Origin of the sequence: Aurantiacibacter sediminis (assembly GCF_016019885.1) — a bacterium.
GTDB classification, from domain to species: Bacteria; Pseudomonadota; Alphaproteobacteria; order Sphingomonadales; family Sphingomonadaceae; genus Alteraurantiacibacter; species Alteraurantiacibacter sediminis.
Genome location: NZ_JAEANY010000001.1, coordinates 840,786 through 857,500, shown reverse-complemented (window position 1 = coordinate 857,500; position 16,715 = coordinate 840,786). Strand labels below are relative to the sequence as shown.

Annotated in this window: 17 protein-coding genes (1 of these 17 only partly in view); 9 read left to right on the top strand and 8 right to left on the bottom strand. The window is 59.7% G+C overall.

Annotated features, from left to right (window positions below; genetic code table 11):
• From I5L03_RS04390 to I5L03_RS04375, 4 genes are all read left to right on the top strand, one after another.
• Positions 1–974, top strand: partial view of an oligosaccharide flippase family protein gene (locus I5L03_RS04390; RefSeq protein WP_197920472.1) — the 3' portion only. The gene continues 607 nt to the left of window position 1, outside the view; only the last 974 of its 1,581 coding nucleotides appear in the window; its start codon lies off the left edge, out of view; its stop codon occupies positions 972–974.
• Positions 971–2,125 (top strand): glycosyltransferase family 92 protein, encoded by a 1,155-nt coding sequence (locus I5L03_RS04385; protein ID WP_197920471.1) that lies wholly within the window; start codon positions 971–973, stop codon positions 2,123–2,125. The genes I5L03_RS04390 and I5L03_RS04385 overlap by 4 nt, the downstream gene beginning before the upstream one ends.
• A gap of 102 nt (positions 2,126–2,227) precedes the next feature.
• Complete coding sequence (locus I5L03_RS04380) at positions 2,228–3,232, top strand: aspartyl protease family protein (RefSeq protein WP_197920470.1); 1,005 nt, start codon at positions 2,228–2,230, stop codon at positions 3,230–3,232.
• Between the two features lie 107 nt (positions 3,233–3,339).
• Positions 3,340–5,103 carry an ABCB family ABC transporter ATP-binding protein/permease gene (locus tag I5L03_RS04375; RefSeq protein ID WP_197920732.1) on the top strand — a complete coding sequence of 588 codons (1,764 nt, stop codon included), beginning with the start codon at positions 3,340–3,342 and terminating at the stop codon, positions 5,101–5,103.
• 52 nt (positions 5,104–5,155) lie between these two features.
• Here the strand turns inward: I5L03_RS04375 and I5L03_RS04370 are convergent, their stop codons facing one another.
• Positions 5,156–6,058: a glycerophosphodiester phosphodiesterase family protein gene (locus I5L03_RS04370; RefSeq protein ID WP_197920469.1), complete on the bottom strand. Its 903-nt coding sequence runs from the start codon at positions 6,056–6,058 to the stop codon at positions 5,156–5,158.
• 260 nt (positions 6,059–6,318) lie between these two features.
• Here I5L03_RS04370 and I5L03_RS04365 point away from each other — a divergent pair, with 260 nt between their 5' ends.
• Together I5L03_RS04365 and I5L03_RS04360 are read left to right on the top strand one after the other, a co-directional pair.
• Positions 6,319–7,824, top strand: coding sequence for a SulP family inorganic anion transporter (locus I5L03_RS04365; protein ID WP_197920468.1), 1,506 nt, complete (start codon positions 6,319–6,321; stop codon positions 7,822–7,824).
• A gap of 76 nt (positions 7,825–7,900) precedes the next feature.
• Complete coding sequence (locus tag I5L03_RS04360; RefSeq protein WP_197920467.1) at positions 7,901–8,662, top strand: SDR family NAD(P)-dependent oxidoreductase; 762 nt, start codon at positions 7,901–7,903, stop codon at positions 8,660–8,662.
• Positions 8,663–8,680: 18 nt separating this feature from the next.
• Here the strand turns inward: I5L03_RS04360 and hslU are convergent, their stop codons facing one another.
• The 3 genes from hslU to I5L03_RS04345 form a co-directional block, all read right to left on the bottom strand.
• Positions 8,681–9,979: an ATP-dependent protease ATPase subunit HslU gene (gene hslU / locus I5L03_RS04355; RefSeq protein WP_197920466.1), complete on the bottom strand. Its 1,299-nt coding sequence runs from the start codon at positions 9,977–9,979 to the stop codon at positions 8,681–8,683.
• 8 nt (positions 9,980–9,987) lie between these two features.
• Entirely contained in the window at positions 9,988–10,548 is a 561-nt protein-coding gene (gene hslV, locus I5L03_RS04350; protein ID WP_197920465.1) for an ATP-dependent protease subunit HslV, read from the bottom strand.
• A 67-nt stretch (positions 10,549–10,615) separates the two neighbouring features.
• Positions 10,616–11,092: an outer membrane protein assembly factor BamE gene (locus I5L03_RS04345; protein ID WP_234035014.1), complete on the bottom strand. Its 477-nt coding sequence runs from the start codon at positions 11,090–11,092 to the stop codon at positions 10,616–10,618.
• 183 nt (positions 11,093–11,275) lie between these two features.
• On the opposite strand from I5L03_RS04345, the gene I5L03_RS04340 reads away from it, so the two are divergent.
• The 3 genes from I5L03_RS04340 (at position 11,276) to I5L03_RS04330 (ending at position 12,936) form a co-directional block, all read left to right on the top strand.
• Complete coding sequence (locus I5L03_RS04340) at positions 11,276–11,797, top strand: ubiquinol-cytochrome C chaperone family protein (protein ID WP_197920464.1); 522 nt, start codon at positions 11,276–11,278, stop codon at positions 11,795–11,797.
• A 2-nt stretch (positions 11,798–11,799) separates the two neighbouring features.
• On the top strand, positions 11,800–12,324 hold the full coding sequence (locus I5L03_RS04335) for a YceD family protein (RefSeq protein WP_197920463.1): 525 nt from the start codon (positions 11,800–11,802) through the stop codon (positions 12,322–12,324).
• A gap of 72 nt (positions 12,325–12,396) precedes the next feature.
• Positions 12,397–12,936, top strand: a complete 540-nt coding sequence (locus I5L03_RS04330) for a TPM domain-containing protein (protein WP_197920462.1) — start codon at positions 12,397–12,399, stop codon at positions 12,934–12,936.
• 14 nt (positions 12,937–12,950) lie between these two features.
• On the opposite strand, the gene I5L03_RS04325 is transcribed toward I5L03_RS04330, so the two are convergent.
• The 4 genes from I5L03_RS04325 to ssb all read right to left on the bottom strand — a co-directional run bounded on the left by I5L03_RS04325 (position 12,951) and on the right by ssb (position 16,706).
• On the bottom strand, positions 12,951–13,877 hold the full coding sequence (locus I5L03_RS04325; protein ID WP_197920461.1) for a hypothetical protein: 927 nt from the start codon (positions 13,875–13,877) through the stop codon (positions 12,951–12,953).
• Positions 13,874–15,304, bottom strand: coding sequence for a glycosyltransferase (locus tag I5L03_RS04320; protein ID WP_197920460.1), 1,431 nt, complete (start codon positions 15,302–15,304; stop codon positions 13,874–13,876). The genes I5L03_RS04325 and I5L03_RS04320 overlap by 4 nt, the downstream gene beginning before the upstream one ends.
• Before the next feature lie 66 nt (positions 15,305–15,370).
• The gene (locus I5L03_RS04315) at positions 15,371–16,156 is read right to left on the bottom strand and encodes an FkbM family methyltransferase (RefSeq protein WP_197920459.1); all 786 of its coding nucleotides are present in this window, start codon (positions 16,154–16,156) and stop codon (positions 15,371–15,373) included.
• 25 nt (positions 16,157–16,181) lie between these two features.
• Positions 16,182–16,706, bottom strand: a complete 525-nt coding sequence (gene ssb / locus I5L03_RS04310) for a single-stranded DNA-binding protein (RefSeq protein ID WP_197920458.1) — start codon at positions 16,704–16,706, stop codon at positions 16,182–16,184.
• Positions 16,707–16,715: the final 9 nt, after the last annotated feature.

Here is a 16,715-nt window from a genome sequence, read left to right as displayed (position 1 = left end):
CGGCGGCGACCAAGGCGGTGATTGCGCAGATCCTTCAGCCCGCGCGGCCCTTTCCGCTGCGCCTGTCCGGCATCAAACCGATCATGGGCTTCGGCGGTAAAACCTCTGCCCTTTATGTCACAGGCGCTTTGGGCACGCGCACGCCTGACATGATTGTGGGCAAGATCCTCGGCCTGTTCGCAACTGGCCTGTTCAGCCGCGCGACAAGCCTTGCAGAGCAATTCCGCATGCTGATAGCTGGCGCGATCGGCGGCGTGTTCTATCCCGCCTTCGCCCGCATCCGCGACCGCGGCGATCCGCTTGGCCCGGCTTATTTGCGGGTTTGCGCAGGGTATAGCGTGCTCGTCTTGCCCGGCATGGCGGCGCTTGGCCTGCTGGCGCATCCGATTGTCATGCTGCTTTATGGCGAGGAGTGGATTGGGACGGCCCCGCTTCTGTCGCTTGTCACAATCCAGGCCGGGCTGATGATCTGCCTGCCGATGGTAACTGAATTGCCCATTCTGACCGGCCACATCAACAAGCTAATCCGCTATAATATTGTCGAGACATTCCTGTCCATCGCGCTGCTGGTAGCGGGATCGTATTTTGCCGGAGTGACCGGCGCGGCAGCTTCGCGCGTAGTTTTCGCTCTGGTGTTCTTCGCACTCTACATGCGCTTTATCAGCAGTGTTGTGGGCTTTTCAGTGCGGGCTTGGTTGGCGGTAATGGCGAAGAGCATGGCAGTGACGCTGGCGACCGTCTCGCCCATCATCCTGACCTTCCTCTTCTGGGTTCCGCCTGAGGAAATGGGAATTTCGCATATGGCGGTCTGCACTTTTGCAGGAGCCGTCTTGTGGTGCGCCGCGATCTACGCCGTTCGCCATCCAGCGCTTTACGATCTCATCGACAGCGCCCAGCCGATCCTCAACCGCACACTGCCATTCCGCGTGAATTTGCAGCGCCTGCGCAGACCGCTTGCCGGAGAGAACAATTGACCGCCCCTGTTCGCCTGTCGTCCGCATTGGTGCAGACCGATATCCGCCGCGATTCTCCGCGACCGCATCATTTGCGGCAGGAAGACTACGCCGATCTCTATGATTGGAAAACGCTTTTTTACGACGTCTATCGCTGCGGCAAGCATGTGGTGTTGCAGGGACCGCCGCTCTTCAACCTGCTCAATGAGCTGAAAAAGGCCCGGCCATTCGCAAATTGGTTCACCTGGCCCTTCCCTAAAGCAAAATATATCAACCTGAAAAAGCGCGGCGAGATCTGGGTTAAGACCGACGCCAGCCACATCGCCTTCGAGGGCACGCTCGGCAGCTTTGATCTCAAGGTCCAGCCAGACGGCAGTGATCGGTTCGCCGGAAAGCGCGTGCTGGTCACCCAATCCAAGAACAATCGCATCGGTTGGATCGCGGACTGGCTTCGCTTCCACCATGTCCTGCAAGGCGCCGATGCGGCGCTGATCTATGACAATGGCTCAAGCGATTACGATATCGACCAGCTGCAGAGCGAATTGTCCCTCGCTGTTCCCGACATGGACGTGCTCGTCATTTCCTGGCCCTTCCCTTTCGGTCCGCAAGCGGGGCCGCTGTGGGAAATGGAAGGCGGCATGCCTGATTGGGATTCTGACTTCTGCCAGGTCGGCGTCGTACAGCACGCCCGCTTCCGCTTCCTTCAGAAAGCGCGCAGCGTGATGCACAACGACATTGACGAGATGATCATCTCCCAAGGCGATCGCACCGTCTTCGAAGCTGCGGAGCAAAGCCCCAACGGCATGGTGAAATTCGATGGGCGATGGATCTCGACCCATTCAGACCACCCTGTGGAGCCGGGCAAATGCAGCCATGCCGATTTCGTCCATGATGAAGGCGAGCATGCCGAGCTTAGTCCGCCCAAATGGTGCATTCGCCCCCAGGCTTTCTCGCGCAAGCATAGCTGGGGTGTGCACAACATCTTCGGCGCGCGAGGCAATGACGAGATCACCGATGAATTCCTGTTCCGCCACATTCGCGGCGTGACGACGAGCTGGCATTATGATCGCTGGAACCTCGGCAGCGAAGATCGCTCGGCATTGCGGCGCGATGAGGTGCTGGCAAATGCGTGGGAACAAGCTGGTCTCAAGCCCTCCCACGTCACCGCTTGATCCGCGCCATTCAACGCCGATTTTTGTTCTTCGCGCTATAGATGCTATCCTACGCGTCGACGCATCTTCGGATCAGGTGCGCGATAGGCGGGAGAGCACTTGATGAATTGGCTTGCCCTCGGCGGCATTCTCGCGCTGGTAGCTGGCGCGCTTGGTCACGATGACCCGCAGGCAGGTGAGCAGCCTGCCGCGACCGAAGCATCCCAGCAAACAGAGCAGGTGCAGCCTGACGTGTTCGTCGACACGATTGGCATGCAAATTGAGCGCTATCGCCGCCTGACTGTGCCAGTGATGATCGGTGAAGAGGGACCGTTCAATTTCATGGTCGATACCGGCGCGCAGGCTACGGTCCTGTCGTCAGAGCTTGCTGAAGAGCTGCAACTCAATGATCGCGAGCTCGCGACGCTGGTCGGCATGGCGAGCACCCGCGCGGTCGAAACCACGATGGTGCCTGACTTCACGCTTGGTAGTCGTACCTTTACGATCCGCACTGCGCCGATTGTCGAAGGCAGCAACATCGGTGCGGCCGACGGCATTCTGGGCTTGGACACCTTGCAGGGGCAGCGCGTGCTGCTCGATTTCCAGAACAGCGAAATGCTGGTCGCGGAAGATTTCGGCCGGGGCGGAGCAAGCGGATATGACATTGTCGTCAGGGCGCGCGAACGCCTCGGCCAACTCATCATTCACCGCGCCGAGATCGAAGGTGTGCGCACGGCTATCATCATCGATACCGGAGCTGCAGGCTCGGTCGGCAATCTTGCTTTGCAACACCGGTTACGGACGCGCCAGTCGCTTCAGGATTCGGTCATGACCGATGTAAACGGGGTCCGCGTCACAAGCCAGACACGCATTGCGCGCAGGCTCAACATGGGCCGCGTCCAGCTCAACAATTTCCCGATATCCTTTGCCGATTCCCCGACTTTCCACGTGCTTGGATTGGCGGACCAACCGGCAATGATCATGGGCATAAGCGAGCTGCGCCTCTTTGAGCGCGTCGCCATCGATTTCCGCAACAATCGCGTGCTGTTCGATATACCGGGCGAAGGCGGCTACAATCAGCAATGGCGCTTCAACCAGCGCGCCACGCGGCTGCGCCCGCAGGACTGATTGCCCAGCCATCGCTTGTGTAACGCCTGTGCCTTCCCCACTTGGGGGCGGTTGTGAGAGATTTCGGCACGCAAACAGGGACGGGTGAAAGCGCCGATTGGGCGACCATGCGTCGCTTCCTTCCCTATCTTTGGCCAAAGGGCCGGCCTGAACTGAAGCGCCGCATCATCGGGGCAGCGGGCTTCGTGCTGTTGTCCAAGGCCATCGTGCTGTCCTTGCCCTTCGCCTATGCCCGCGCAGTGGACACTATGTCTGCCGATGGCGATCCCGCGGTTTGGGTCGCGATGGCACTGGTGATTGCCTACGCCGCCGGTCGCTTGGGGAACGTGCTGTTCGATCAGCTGCGCAATATCACTTTCAATCGCGTTGGTCAGGATGCGGTGCGCGAGCTGGCAGAGGATGTGTTCTCCCAGTTGCATCGCCTTTCGCTCCGCTTTCACCTCTCGCGCCGCACCGGAGAAATCACCCGCGTCATTGAGCGCGGCACCCGTTCGATCGGGCAGATGCTCTACTTCCTGCTGTTCAACATCGCGCCGACAGCGATCGAGCTGATCATCGTATCGATCATTTTCTGGGCGGTTTTCGGCTGGGAATTGGTCGCAGCGACTGCTGTTACCGTGGTCACTTTTATCTGGACGACGCAGCGCATCACCGAATGGCGCGTCAAGTTGCGCAAGGACATGAACGATCTCGACGGGCAGGCGATGGCCCGCGCGGTCGACAGCCTGCTGAATTACGAGACGGTCAAATATTTCGGCGCGGAAGAGCGGGAGCGGCACCGCTATGCCAGCTCTGCCAACGCCTATGCAGAGGCGGCCATCAAGACCGAGAACTCGCTCGGCATGCTCAACATCGTACAGGCGGTGATTCTCAATCTGATGATGGGCGGCGCAATGGCATGGACGGTGTGGGGTTGGTCGCAAGGCCGCCTGTCTCCGGGCGATCTGGTGCTGGTGAACACGTACCTTATCCAGCTTTTCCGCCCGCTCGACCTGCTCGGCTGGGTCTACCGCACAATCCGCCAGGGCCTGATCGACATGGCAGACATGTTTCGTTTGATGGACACCGAAGCCGAAGTCGAAGACGTGCCCGGCGCTCCTGCGCTGGTTGTGCGCCGCCCGACAGTCCTGTTTGACAATGTCAGCTTTGGCTATGAGCAGGATCGCCAAATCCTTCACCACCTCAGTTTCGAAGCGCCCGCCGGATCGACGGTAGCGCTGGTCGGCCCATCAGGAGCGGGCAAGTCCACCATCGGGCGGCTGCTGTTTCGTTTCTACGATCCGTCGGGCGGTCGCATTTTGATCGACGGGCAGGATATATCGCAAGTTGCGCAGGAAAGTCTGCGCCGCGCGATCGGGATCGTTCCGCAAGACAGCGTGCTGTTCAATGACACCATCGGTTACAATATCGCCTATGGCCGCGATGATCCCTCGCAAGAGCAGATCGTACGCGCCGCAGCCGATGCCAGCATCCTGCCTTTTATCGAAGCGCTGCCGCAGGGTTTCGATACCGAAGTTGGCGAGCGCGGCCTCAAGCTATCCGGCGGAGAAAAGCAGCGTGTTGCCATCGCCCGCACGCTGCTTAAAAACCCGCCGATCCTGCTGCTTGACGAAGCGACCAGCGCACTCGACAGCCGGACCGAGCAGGACATTCTTTCCACCCTGAAACGCGTGAGCGCAGATCGCACCACCATCGCGATTGCGCACCGCCTTTCGACGATTGCCGATGCCGACATCATCAATGTGATGGATGCAGGCCGGATCGTGGAAAGCGGCAATCATGCAGACTTGCTTCGCCGCGATGGCCTCTACGCAGAGATGTGGAATCGCCAGCTCAGCGAAGCCGACGAAACCGCTCAGGCAGCGGAATAATACGCCTGATCTTTCTTTCACCCGACAATTCTAGGCGATAACGCCTCGAGTTTTAGTCTTCTAGCGGCCCGTTCACGCCGCACAAGCCGATCTCAGGCATGCGGCCGGCTTCCCTCAACGCGCGTGCGGCATCGCGTGGCCTGTCGGTCGCAAGAATATCGACGCCGCCTTCGCCCAGCTCGACATAGCGTTCGTCAGTTCCGAAGCGTTCGATCATGCTGTCGATTGACCGGGGCGGCCTGCCAAGCGTGCCGAAAATGACTTCCACATCCATTGCGTCCAGAGCAGCATAAAGTTCGGGCCTCGGAATGCGCGTGCCGGTAAAAGCGACAATCCGATCAGCCGGCAGTCCTGCCGCTTCGGCCTCTTCCAGCCGCTCCAGCTGCTGTATCGAGAAAGAAATCATGGCTTCTGGCAGAAGCACGTGCAGCTCCTGCGCCTGCTCAATGGTGTAAGCGATCAGGATAACTTGCTGTTCCATGCCGGCGTCGCGGACCAGTTGAGCCACTTCCGCCAGATCGGCAGAGCGCTTGAAGTCGAGCTGCAGGATCGTGCGCCCACGCGCCCATTCGAGCGCCATTGCTAGTGTCGGCACACGGTAGGGTGTCACCCAGCCAGAACTGTCGGTAAGGTGAAGTCCGCTGACATATTGCCAATCCCGCTCGTAAATATTGCCGGTGCCGGTCGTCGTGCGATCCAGAGTGCGATCATGCATCAGCGCATGCGTGCCGTCCGCGGTGCGGGCGATATCCACCTCCATGATGACGGGATATGCGGTGAGGATTGCGTCCATCGTTTCGATGGCGTTCTCCGGCAGCCCTGCCGAAGGTCCGCCGCGATGCGCCGAGATCAAGGTTTGCGAAGCGGCCTCGTGACAATCGAGAAAGGCGGAAAGATCTCCGCCGCTATCCAGCGTGAAGCCGACGCTTTCCTGTCCGAAGGCGGGAGGTGACATTGCAAGCGAGGCAGCGATGGCAACAGCGCAAAGAGTCAGAGTTCGCAAGGGTCGTCCTTTAAGCAACTTCGCAGAACGTCTGATCTGCGGCAAAATCCATACCTGCTATTGGCCGAATTGAAACACCCTCTGCGTGTGGATGGCATGTCCTCGTCAGCGCAAACTTGAATTGTGCACTGCAACATGTATGTGGACTACAAGTATCTTCCCGGCGCGCGGCCGATACGGTTCGCGCTGCCATCAAGCATAATGGACAGATCATGATCGACACCGCCGCGCTCAAGCGCGACTGGCTCGCCCAGCCGCGCGCCGATATCCTTGCAGGCATCGTCGTTGCCCTCGCGCTCATTCCGGAAGCCATCGGCTTCTCGATCATCGCCGGTGTCGATCCGCGTGTAGGCCTCTACGCCTCCATTGCCATCGCCATGATCATCGCTTTTACCGGCGGTCGCCCCGGCATGATCAGTGCCGCGACAGCAGCGGTGGCCGTTGTCGTCGTGCCACTGGTGCGCGATCACGGGGTCGAATACCTGTTCGCTGCAACGATCCTGATGGGCATTTTCCAGGCGATTGCCGCCGTCCTGCGGCTCGACCTGCTGATGCAATTCGTTGGTCGCGCGGTCATCATCGGCTTCGTCAACGCGCTGGCGATCCTTATTTTCATGGCGCAGCTGCCGCAGCTCGATCCTAGCGTCGATGGCGTCAACTGGATCACCTATGCTATGGTCGCAGGCGCGCTTGCGATCATTTATCTGCTGCCGAAACTCACGACAGCGGTGCCCAGCCCGCTGGTAGCTATCATCGTGCTCGGCTCGATCAGCATCGGAATGGACCTGCCCATCATCACCGTTGGCGATATGGGCGATATTCCCGAAGGCCTGCCTTATTTCGTATTCCCGGATGTACCGCTGACGTGGGAGACTTTCACGATCATCGCGCCCTATTCTGCGACCATGGCCGCCGTCGGCCTGATTGAAAGCCTGCTGACCGCCAAGATCGTCGACGACATGACGCACACCGGCTCCAACAAGCGGCGTGAGACCTGGGGTCAGGGTGTGGCCAATATTGGCGCGGCGATGTTTGGCGGCATGGGCGGCTGCGCAATGATCGGCCAGTCGGTGATCAACGTGACTTCTGGTGGCCGTGGACGCCTTTCAACCTTCGTTGCAGGCTTGACGCTGCTGATCCTGTTGTGGCTGCTCGGCCCGATTGTCGGCCAGATTCCCATGCCTGCGCTTGTTGCCGTGATGATCATGGTCAGCATCGGGACGTTCAGCTGGACCAGCATTCCCAACCTGAAGCATCACCCATGGCAGGCAAATGTCGTGATGCTGTCGACCGTCGCTGTCGTCGTCGGCACGCACAATCTCGCGCTCGGCGTGCTGGTGGGCGTGCTTCTGTCGGGCATCTTCTTCGCGGCGCTGGTCATGAACCTGTTCAGCGTCGAGCGCACTCGTGAAGGCGAGACCGCCTTCTACAAGGTCACCGGTCAGATCTTTTTCGCCAGTGTGGAGCGTTTCAACGATGCGATGAAGCCTGAAAGCCAGCGCGAGAACCCTGCAGACCACGTGGTGATCGACGTATCACAGGCGCATTTCTGGGACATCTCCAGCGCCGGTGCGCTCGATGCTATCGTCGAACGCATGCGCCGTAATGGCCGCAGTGTGAAGGTCGTTGGCCTTAACGAAGCGAGTGCGGATATGATCGACAAACATGCGGTGACCGATCGGACAGGCGTCGAGATTGGGCTAGCGCCGCATCCATAAGGCATACATCGGAACAGTGGCGCAGCTCGCGAATTACAGAGAGCGTAATTCTGCAAATTTGTGGAGCGCCGTTCTTATGACTGCCTTCAATCTTACCGACCGCGTTATCGTTATCACCGGAGGCGCTGGTGGCCTGGGCACGGCAATGGCGAAAACCTTCCTCGACCTCGGCGCGAAAGTCGCGCTTACCGATGTGGGCGACGCAGGCGGTGAGGAAGAAGCGGAAAAGCTCGGCGAGAACGCTGCCTTCTTCCCACTCGATGTCACCGACAGCGCCAATATCGAGCGAGCTGCAGATGAAATCGCAGAGCGCTTTGGCAATGTCACCGGCGTTTGCGCCAATGCCGGCATCGCGCCGACTTCACCCGCTTTGGAATATGATGACGACCTTTGGCGAAAAGTCATCGACATCAATCAAACCGGCGTCTTCCTTACCGCGCGGGTCTTTGCTGATCGCATTGTAAAGGCTGAAAAGCCGGGCTCCATAGTGCTCACCAGCTCCATCGCGGGCCTTTCGGTTGTCCATCCGGAGCGGCATGTCGCCTATGGCGCATCCAAAGCGGCTGTGGCGCATATGGCGGCGCTGCTCGGCGTGGAATGGGCGAAAAAGCATATCCGCGTCAATGCGATCGCGCCCGGCTATATCGACACATCCATTCTCGACAAGATGCGTGAGGAAAATCCCGAGACAGTCGAAGAATGGAAAAATGCCATGCCCATCGGTCGCCTGCTCGAAGCGCGCGAGGTCGCCAATGTGGCGGCGTTCCTGCTGTCCGACATGGCATCATCGATCACCGGGGAAACGCTGGCATGCGATGGCGGTTACTCAAAGGCTTAGAACAAAAGCCCTCGCGCTCTAAAGAACGTATTTACTGAGATCGGCATCACCCGCGAGTTTGCCCAGCTTTTCGCGAACATAGTCCGCATCTACCGTTACTGTCTGATCGGCCATTTCTTCGGCTTCGAAGCTCAATTCCTCGAAGAGCTTTTCCATGACCGTCTGTAGGCGGCGTGCGCCGATATTCTCGACGCTCTCATTCACCTGCGCAGCGATACGGGCGACTTCGGCTACGGCATCGTCAGTCATGTCGACTGTCAGCTTTTCGGTGCCGAGCAGTGCCTTATACTGGCTGACAAGGTTCGCCTTGGTCTCGCTGAGGATCCGGATGAAGTCATCTTCGGTCAGCGAGCGTAGTTCGACGCGGATCGGAAGGCGGCCCTGCAGTTCGGGCAGCATGTCCGATGGCTTGGCGACGTGAAATGCGCCCGATGCGATGAAGAGCACGTGGTCGGTCTTCATCGGGCCGTATTTGGTCGCGACTGTGGTGCCCTCGATCAATGGCAGCAGGTCGCGTTGCACGCCCTCGCGGCTTACCGAGCCGCCGCGCACATCGGATACGGCGATCTTGTCGACCTCGTCTAGAAACACGATCCCGTTGGTCTCTGCACTGGCGAGCGCCACGCGCGCGACATCGTCCTGGTCCATTCGCTTTTCGGCTTCTTCGTCGACGAGCTTATCCCACGCATCGGGAACTTTTAGCTTCTGCTTTTTTTTGGGTGGACCGCCGAACGCCTTACCCATCATCTCGCTGAGATTGATCATCGTCGCGCCGTTGCCCATGCCGGGAATGTCCATCTGCATGTTGGGCTGGTCGGTCACTTCGACTTCGACTTCGGTGTCGTTCATCGAATTGTCGATGATGCGCTGGCGAAAGCTTTCGCGCGTCGCCTCGCTGGCGTTCTGGCCGACAAGCGCATCGAGCAGGCGCTGCATGGCAGCCTCGCTCGCGGCTTCGCGCACGGCTTCGCGGCGGCGATCTTTCTCGAGCCGGATCGCCTCTTCGACCAGGTCGCGGGCGATCTGCTCCACGTCGCGGCCGACATAGCCGACTTCGGTGAATTTGGTCGCTTCGACCTTCACGAAAGGCGCCTCTGCCAGCTTGGCCAATCGGCGGGAAATTTCGGTCTTGCCGCAACCCGTCGGGCCAATCATCAGGATGTTTTTCGGCGTCACTTCATCCCGCAATTCGGGCGAAAGGCGTTGCCGCCGCCACCGGTTGCGAAGCGCCACGGCGACCGCACGCTTGGCATCCTTCTGGCCGATGATATGCTCGTCGAGCGCGCCAACGATGGCTTTGGGAGTCAAGTTATCCATGAATTCTCTCAGACCGTTTCTACGGTGACATTGCCATTGGTGAAGACGCAGATTTCCGCCGCAACCGCCATGGCCTTGCGCGCGATCGTTTCCGGATCGTCTTCATATTCGGTAAGGGCGCGGGCGGCAGCGAGCGCGTAATTCCCGCCTGATCCGATCGCAGCGATACCGCCTTCCGGCTCGAGAACGTCGCCATTGCCGGTCAGCACCAACAGCGTGTCCTTGTCCGCGACGATCATCAGCGCTTCGAGATTGCGCAGATACTTATCGGTCCGCCAGTCCTTGGCGAGTTCGACCGCAGCGCGCAGCAGCTGTCCGCTATACTGTTCAAGCTTGCGCTCCAGCCGTTCGAACAGCGTAAAGGCATCGGCAGTCGCGCCGGCGAACCCCGCCACGACTTTGCCTTCATCGCCAATGCGACGAACCTTGCGCGCATTAGGCTTCATCACCGTATTGCCCATCGAGACCTGGCCATCGCCAGCGATCACTATGCCGCTATCACGCTTCACGCCCACAATGGTGGTGCCGTGCCACTGGGTGAGGCCGTGGCTCGCCTTATCGTCACTCATGGCACGCATATGGGCTCGGCCCTAGCGCGCTTCAAGCGATCAGCAATTTGTAAGGAAAGAGGGGGCCTCAGCGCCCACCGCCGCCAGCAGCGCCGGGGCCTGCACCGCCGACCGTGCCGATATTTCCGAACAGGTCTTCAAGGAAGCCACGCTCACGGCCGAGCGTCGGCGTAGTGTCGCTTTCCGGATCGATCCGGGCGACCTGCTCCATCCCGCTGCGATCGGTAGAGATGACATTGCCTGCTTCATCGAACTGCACGGCAAAAACATTGTGCTGTTCAATCCGCGGCTGGCTGAATGGGGCCTGCTCCGTACGGCTGGAAATATAATACCACACCGGATCGCCGAACTGACTGACCATGGTCGGCTGACCCAGCGTTCCGCGCACGGATTGCTGGTTGTCGATGCCCGGCTGAACGGCTGCGAAGAGCGTCTCATCGACGATGTAACCGCGATTAGTAGCGATCGAGGCACATCCAGTAGTCACAAGCGCCATGGCCAGGACTGGCCCTGCCATTGCTGCCTTGCGCACGATCGAACCCATAATCAAATCCTTCAAATATCTCTGGCGTGGACCAACGGGCAATTGCTTCGCCCCGGCGGCAACCTATATCAGCGCCGATAGATCAGCCTGAGCCTTAGGCGACCTCTCACGCCGGTGCAACGCGTTCTAGGGCTTCATCCATTGAACTTGCGCTTAACAAGCCAGAGCAAACGAGAATTGACCATGTCCTTCTGGAAACGCTTCCTCGGAAAAGACGGCCGCGATGAGCTGCGCGATCTGTGGCACGCCACGGTCGGCACCAGCCGCGAGCCCGAATGGTATGCCGATTGCGGTGTGAAGGACAGCGTCGAAGGCCGGTTCGACATGATCGCTCTGGTGATGAGCCTCGTCATGCTGCGGATGGAGAACAGCGAGGAGCTGGCTCCCAAGACCGCGCTGCTGACCGAGCTGTTCGTCGAGGATATGGACAGGCAGCTGCGCGATAGCGGCGTGGGCGATCTTTCAGTTGGTAAGAATATGGGCAAGTTGATGAGCGCAATCGGTGGCCGCATGGGTAGCCTGCGCGAAAACATGACCGAAAGCGATGCAAAGCTCGCCGAGATTCTCCAGCGCAACATGACGCTCAACGATGATGAGACAAAGCCGTTCGCTCTCGCCGTGCGCACTCGCGCGCTGCATAATGACCTGCAGGCGGTGGATGATGCAGCTTTGATCCGCGGACAGTTGCGACCACTCGAGGCGTGACAATGAGCGATACGCCAGAATTTTCGCGGCCCGCCGACATTCGCGGGATCACTGCTGAACCGGTCGAACTTGTGGCCGACGAAGCCGAGCGCGCCGCGTTGGCGAAGCGGTTCGGCCTTGTCGCCATCCATCGCCTTGAAGCGCAGCTCAGCCTTGAAGCGGAAGGCGACAAGATTGCAGCGAGCGGCGAGATTCAGGCGGACATCGTGCAAAGCTGCGCCGTATCGGGGGATGACCTGCCCGCCGACATCCGCGAAGATATCGCCTTTCGATTCGTCCCCCTCGCCAGCCTTGAAGCGAGCGAGGAGGACGAGGAAATTGAGCTGGACGAAGATGATCTCGACGAAATCGGCTATTCCGGAACGCAGTTCGACCTCGGCGAAGCCGTCGCGCAAAGCCTCGCGCTGGCCATCGATCCCTATGCCGAAGGACCGGATGCAGATGCCGTGCGGCGCAAGCAGGGCCTGATCGAAGAAGGCGAAGGTGACGGTCCGCTGGCCGATGCGCTCCGGGGACTGAAGAGCTAGCGAAGACGGAACTCTTCGTGGGGGCCGGGTGTTAAAATGGCGAAACGCAATTCGCCATGAGGACACCGCCCGATGAAAGCCCCGCACCCTGCCGCCCTTACCGCCGCCCTCACAATTGCACTTGGTCTCTCGGCCTGCGGCTCTTCTGAAGAGGTCGACAATTCCGGCCTTGGCGAAGAGCCGGTGGCAGAAGCTGACGTTTACGATGCCGCAGTCACTGACAGCGTCGATACCGACATGCCGACCGAGGGCAACTGGTTAGGTATAGAAAGAGCGCGCGGCGAAATCGAAGAGGTTCTCGCATCGGCTGGTGATGAATATGCGCCAGCTTTCCACTTCGTCATAGTCGAATCGCTCGATCTCGATACAGCGAGTGGAGAGACTCCGTTCATGGCCGCCGGTCTCGCCGCAGCAGATCAGGGCGGGCCGACAATCGTAGTCTCCACGCAGGACAAGCAGGTGCACATCACCGGCGATGAGGGCCTCGCCTATATGGTAGAAGACCGCAATCGCATCGAAGGCGCGATGGCGGACTATTTCGATCGCGGCGAATATGTTGAAGGTATTCGGCAGGGCCTGTCCATGATTGACGAATGGAATACCGGCCCCTGATCGCGCGCGAAAGCTTAGAAACCAAACGTCACGCCCGCACGCCCCATCACATAGTCATAATCGGTGCCGCCAGTGATCGAATTGTTGCTGTAGATGATCTCTGCAAAGGCATTGAGATCGCGGCGACCGCGAGGGCTCTCAAGGCGGAAATTCCCGTATCTCGCAACCGACCATTCGCCGCCGCCGCTATTTTGCGCGCCCACCCCGCCTGCTGCCAGAAACATCCAGCCATCGCTGTCGAAGCGGCGCAGCTGGACCAGTGGGATCACGCTGACAAAATTGCGCGGCGAGAAATAGTCGAACTCGCCTGGCTCGGTTGAGTGGTAATAGCGGGCATCCAGCTGCGCGCTGAGTCCTAGATCCGCGTCGACCGAATGCACGAGCCGTCCGCGCAAGTGTAGACGTTCATTCCGCCCCGAGAATTCCTGAAGCCCGGCGGTGACGCTGGCGCTGGTGGTGTCGGTTATCGGCACATCAGTGCTCGCTCCGATGAAGGTGTAATAGATCCGCCGGTTGAGCCCTTGCTCAGTCTCGATGATCTCGCGTTCTACAAAGAGGCTTTGCGACCAGTCCACGCGGCGGAGTTCCGCGTTGCCCAGAACGGTCTGGCCATCGGTGCCGATCCGCGCCTGCCAGCGCCAATCCTCTCCCCAATGATCAGCGAGATCGAGATAAACTCGTGCGTCGGTTTCGGCCTCTCCCGTGGCGGGAGAAAAGCGCGCGGCTTCCAACGCAATTCCGGCATATCGCTCGCGGTCCTCGAAGGAGATGAGCGCGCGGCCTAGCATTTTGACGACTTCGGTGCCTTCGGAGTCGCCGCTCACCCAGAGTTTGGCCCCAACAGCGGGGCCGCTCTGGTCATCGGACTGCGCCGTCGCCGGAGCAGCAACCACGCTGAGCAATGCCGCCAACGCGGCTCCTGTCATGAAGCGCGTCATCATTTTGTATCCCATGCTTTGCGAAGGCCGATCAGCTCGGCCACATAGCCCCACACACATACCGGCTGCATCAGCAGGCTGTATGCGAGCGCGTAGAAGAAAAATCCGCCGCGATTGCGCCGCACTTTCAACCCTTCACGCCGGTAAACGCGCGACTGGATCCGAAAGATAATCCCGTTCCACAAAATGGTCAGCGGCAGCACCGCAATCGTCAATGGTCCGGCAATATAGAAATAGCCGAACAGCGCGAGCACCAGCCCGGGGATGAAAACCAGCGTGTAGACCAGATCGAGCGGCAGGAAGCAGACATTCCACCAGATAAACAGCGTCGACATGCGGCGCTGGAACAGCAATTGCCAATGCGCCTTGAACGCTTCCATCAATCCGCGCGACCAGCGCTTTCTCTGCAAGGCGAATTGCCGGATCGTGTCGGGCACATTGGTGAACACCAGCGCATCATCGGCATAGCCAATGCGGTAGCCGCGCTTCAGCAGCGCCCATGAGAGCACGATGTCTTCGCCCACGCATTCGGGCCAGCCACCCACCTGCTCCAGCGATTTTCGGCGATAAATGCTGAACGCGCCCTGCGCCACCAGCGTGCCGTGATACATGCCCTGCATCCGCTTTATCGAAGCGATGCCATGGAAATAATCCCACTCTTGCGCCTTGCAGATAAGATTTCTGCGCGAATTGCGCACCATTACAGCACCGGCAATCGCCTGCGTATCGGGCGGGTCGGAATGCAGCCGTTCGACGATCTTGCGAAGGCCATCGCGCTTCACCCACGAATCGCCGTCGATCGTGACGATGAGGTCGTGACTGGCCGCTGCTAGACCATCGTTCAACACTGCCGACTTCCCGCGGTTCACTTCGAAATCGAGCACCCTGACGGTCATGCCTTCGGGAAATTCCAGTTCGTCAATCGCGGCATTGGCAAGAGCGACCGTCTCATCCTTTGAGCCGTCGTTCAGCACGAAGACTTCGAGCAGGCCGGGATATTCCTGTCGTGCCAGGCTGGTCAGCGTATCGCGGATTGCCGCCGCCTCATTATAGGCTGCGACCAGGATGGTGACGCCGGGATAGGTGCCCAGCATCCTGCGGCTCGGCTTCCGGTCGAACAGCAGCGAGGACAACAGGAAGGCGTTCATGAAGCCGGGGACGTAGGCGATGAAAGTGATCGCGATGACCGCGAAGGCCATGGTCGTCACGCTCGCCAGATCTCGGACCCAGTTAAGGGAAAGCCAGACGCTGAACGCTGTCCAGGCACAAGCGAGCAGGCAAGTCAGGATGAATTTGTATTTAAGCGGCAGGTAGAACCGTTTGCGCTGCTCCGGCGGCTCGGGTGCCAGCTGGGGCAAAGCAACATCGCCTGCCTCGACCGAAATCTCTTCCGTGTAGCTTTCCGCTTCTTTGGAGGCCTGGATGTCCATGCGCCCTCAATGGGCAAACATGGATAGCGAGTGCTGAGCAGCACCCTACGCAGTCATACCTAGGTGTTAGCCGCGCCAAAACTCCGGCAAAGGCAGGTCTGCACGGCCGCGATCATTGGGCTTATCGAGTGGATGCGGAAAGGGACCAGCCGGGTCGCCATCGCGCAGCCTGTCTCGTCGTAGCAAAGTAAATTCGATCACGCGCGGGACGGTGATATCGCCGCGCTTTACCACTCCGCCGTAATTGTTGGGATGCGCGTGCACGACAGCAAATTGCTCCAGCAACCGCGTGAACAATGCCGACATCACAGTGAAGCCCTCGCGATCCAGCAGACGGTCCAGATGGTGCGCTTCGAGCACGATAATGCGAAACCGGCGCAACTGATCATGGGGAGCATTCAGCAGGACGGGGACCTCTGCGCCCTCAATGTCCATCTGCAGGATCAGATCATCGTCGCCAGGCGCCTTGTCGTTCACCCAATTTGCGAGCGTAGCAGTGGTCTCATCCTCAACTACGCCGAGATATTTGCGCAGGAAAGTGCCGCCCGAAAGCTCCGCCGGCATCGCTTGAACAGAAGCATCGGCGAGATGCGAGACAATGCCTCTTTTCGCACAATCAGCCTCGAACGTCGCCCGATCGTCCACACCGGGTGAGAAGCAGGCCGCTATGCCTTCCAGATCATCGGGTACCAGATAGCCGCCGTCACCGTCCGCGCCCATGCGGATAAGATTATGCCCGCTGCCTACCGGGCGCAGCCGCCTGATTAGCGCGCGCACAGCCTTCTGCTCGGAAGGCATACCGATGGAGATGCCGAGATTGGCGAAGAGAGAGGCAATGCGATGCTTCAGCATGGCCCGTCAGCCTGCCGCGCAAACCTCAAAACGGAATATCGTCGTCCAGATCATCATAGTTTGAGCCGCCGCCGCTTGACGAACCGCCGCCGGGCGCATTCCCAGCGTTCCCGCGATCGCCATACCCGGCACCGCCGCCTCCGCCGCCAAAGCCGCCGCGCTGGCCACCGCCACCGCCACCGCCGCCGCCGCCATCGCCGCGGCCATCAAGGCCCGTCAGCGTGCCGGAATAGGGGCGAACCACGACTTCGGTCGAATAGCGGTCATTGCCCTGCTGATCCTGCCATTTGCGGGTTTCGAGCTGGCCTTCGACATAGACCTTGCTGCCCTTGCGCAGATATTGCTCGGCGTAATTGGCAGCGCCTTCCTGGAAAATGGCGACCGTATGCCACTGTGTCCGCTCCTGCCGCTCACCCGAGTTGCGGTCCTTCCACGTCTCACTGGTGGCGACGCGCAGATTGCACACCTTCCCGCCATTCTGGAAAGAGCGCACTTCCGGGTCCTGACCCAGATTGCCAATAATCATCACTTTATTGAGGCTGCCCGCCATGATCGTCGA